Here is a 2,637-nt window from a genome sequence, read left to right on the forward strand (position 1 = left end):
GATGTCCTTGTTACAATAGCCCGGTAGGATTCCGTTCGTATTCACTTGAACAGATATCCCTTCGATATATCCTGCGCTTCCGTATTCGTAGCAAGCTCTCATCCTTCCGTGTGAAATCGGATGTTCCGGATAATCGATTCGAGTCACACGACCCAGCAAATCGTATTTGGTTTCCGTAATATACGGTCCCCCAGTTTCACTTGGAAGAGGATTGCCGACCGACGTGGCCAGGATCGTGCGAATTTCTTTTTTGACCCTTCCTAATTTGTCGTAACTAAAAGTTTTGTTTTGAACCCCGTCTTCCACTCGTACGAGTTTACCGAGTGCGTTCTCGCTTCCAGAAAAAGAATCATACGTATATACAATATTCCCTTCGGCGATATTCTTCCTGAGAAGTCTTCCGACTGCGTCATACGAAAAAGTGGTCGTTACTCCTTTCGCGTTCGTGTTCGAGGTAAGATCGCCAAACGAGTTGTAGGTGTAGGAACTCACACCCAGATCCGGGTCGCTTTCTCCACGAAGTTTCCCAAATGCGTCGTAACTCCAATACGTTTGGTTCCTTCCAGAAACGTCCTTTGCGGGAACTCCTGCGAGGACCATCGGACAGGAAAACGGAGTTCCGTCATTTAAGTCTGACTTCTTCCTACGGTTTCCAGAAATGTCGTAACAAAATCCGATCTTCGCTGCGATTCCGTCCGACCCGAAGTCTTCCACATACAATTCAAGCGGCGAGTGGTTAGGAATTTGTATGTAGGGCGGCTTTCGGAGAAATCTCGTTTCGTAGTTTAGGGTTTCGTTGTATTGTACATTGTTTGTGTCGTTTTGTTTCTCCGAAACCGGGCTCTCCGCTTCAATCTGCAAAGCAACATGGAGTAATATCGTAAATATTATGATCCTCTTAAGCGCATGTTGCATTGCAGTATTTCCGCTGCGATCCCTGCCGCTCGTGAAATAGTGCGCCTCTGTGGTTTGAGCGCATTTTAATCTTTGCGGGGCTCAGCATATGTCATCCAAATTTCCTTAAATTTCTCCAGGATAATTGGTAACTTCTTTGGATCTCCTTCCGCTAAAAATTTTCCGTCTTTTAGTGAAAAAGAATACCAGTCGTATTCACCTTTCTGATTTAAAGTATGAGCTACTTCAACACCGTCTAATTCAGTGAAATTAGCCTCGATCTTTACCTGCCAACCCTGGTTCTGTTTACTATTAATATCTACTCCGTTTTCATGTTCCCAATCTCCATCACATTGTGATTCGCGCCATTGTATTAGCCAGGAAAACATAGTCTCTGATTCAGGGTTATATATGAATTCTTTGCCTTCCCAAATGGATCGAAATATTTCTACTAAAGTAGGAAGTTTAGAGGTATCTCCACCTGCATCGTAAACTGAGTCTTTGATATAATAGAGATACCAATCCGTTTCTTCCGTTTCAATTAAACCAGAGTCTATTTCATAGTTTCCTAATTTTGTGGATTTTAAACCGACTTTAAACGTCCAACCGGGATTACTAACGGTATATATATTGATTTGGTTTTCCAACTCCCATTCTCCATCGCATTGATCGGAATACCATTGAATGAGCCAGTCGAATATATCTTCTTGTTTCATTTTTTGAAACATCGGATTTTTTGGGGTTTCACTATAAGCAGGAGATCTTACTCCTCCGGAAATATCTTTTCCTTTTAAAGCCATTTCGGTTTTAAATTGAGATCCCCAGTCCAACCCCAATCAGATAATAATTCAATAAAATCCTTTCTTGAATACTGCTCATTTTCAGAAGGTTCGCTTAATGTTGAAAATCCATAACCAGCTTCATAAATTTTTTCTAAGTATTGTTCAACATCTTCATAATTCGTTATAATTAACATTCCATTTTTGGCACCAAAATTTTTTAAAAGAATTGATGCGTTTATTTTTGAATTATCTGTTAGAATAATCGAAAATGGAATTTCAACTTCAAGATTCAAATTTTCAGCAGCATCTTTCCAAATTTTTTGTAATTTCGTGTACAATGAAATACTCTTTAATGATCTTTTACAGGTATATGGTCAACAGGTCCTACATGTCCGTGAAGACCCTTATAATTTCGACCTTCATGTTTTTCTGGTCCACGAACTTTATTGGTTGGGAAAGGATCAGACAATTCTTTATTTAAATCTTTATAGGCTTTCATGTCGTCTTTAGTAATTCCTTTTTCTTTATCTTTTTTTGCCATTTCCACTAAAGCTTGTTTTTCTTTACTAAAGCGTTTATCAGTCTTAATACTATTTTGGCTGGCGGATTTACCGGAACCATTCCCAGTATTATTCCCTTTATTACTAACACCCGCATTGCCGCCATCACCAATACTTTTTTGAGATCCTTTTTTTGTATTTAACGGATCAAGACCGGCCTTCTCCATCTGTTTCGCATCATTTGGAGAAACGGAAGTGTCTCTAGGCTTGTCAGCCTTACTTGGAATCATATCTCCACAGTTAATTGTTCCGGAAGAACAAAGAGCCATTCCGGCTGCTGCTATACCTTGTCCAACTCTTACAGCAATTGGAATTAGCTGAGCCAAATGCCCCGTCGGATCCTTCGCCCCAATCGGATTCCCCTTCACATACGAGAATCGGTTCCAACCCTGCGTATCAAA

General features: G+C 40.3%; 3 protein-coding genes and 1 pseudogene. All 4 read right to left on the bottom strand.

Going from position 1 to position 2,637, the window contains the following annotated elements:
* Positions 1–915, bottom strand: a 915-nt coding sequence (locus EHQ17_RS14145) for an RHS repeat domain-containing protein (protein WP_135736200.1), incomplete at its 3' end; no start/stop codon positions are given.
* 65 nt (positions 916–980) lie between these two features.
* Complete coding sequence (locus EHQ17_RS14150; protein ID WP_135595219.1) at positions 981–1,610, bottom strand: Imm53 family immunity protein; 630 nt, start codon at positions 1,608–1,610, stop codon at positions 981–983.
* A 74-nt stretch (positions 1,611–1,684) separates the two neighbouring features.
* Entirely contained in the window at positions 1,685–2,014 is a 330-nt protein-coding gene (locus EHQ17_RS14155; protein ID WP_135595217.1) for a hypothetical protein, read from the bottom strand.
* Between the two features lie 11 nt (positions 2,015–2,025).
* Positions 2,026–2,637 (bottom strand): annotated as a pseudogene (locus EHQ17_RS14160) (RHS repeat domain-containing protein); the annotation flags it as partial.

It is taken from the genome of Leptospira gomenensis, from assembly GCF_004770155.1.
GTDB classification, from domain to species: domain Bacteria; phylum Spirochaetota; class Leptospiria; order Leptospirales; family Leptospiraceae; genus Leptospira; species Leptospira gomenensis.

What these genes read in the sequence shown, in the direction of transcription:
- EHQ17_RS14150 (WP_135595219.1), bottom strand. Translation starts at nt 1,610, where the DNA reads ATGAAACAAGAAGATATATTCGACTGGCTCATTCAATGGTATTCCGAT.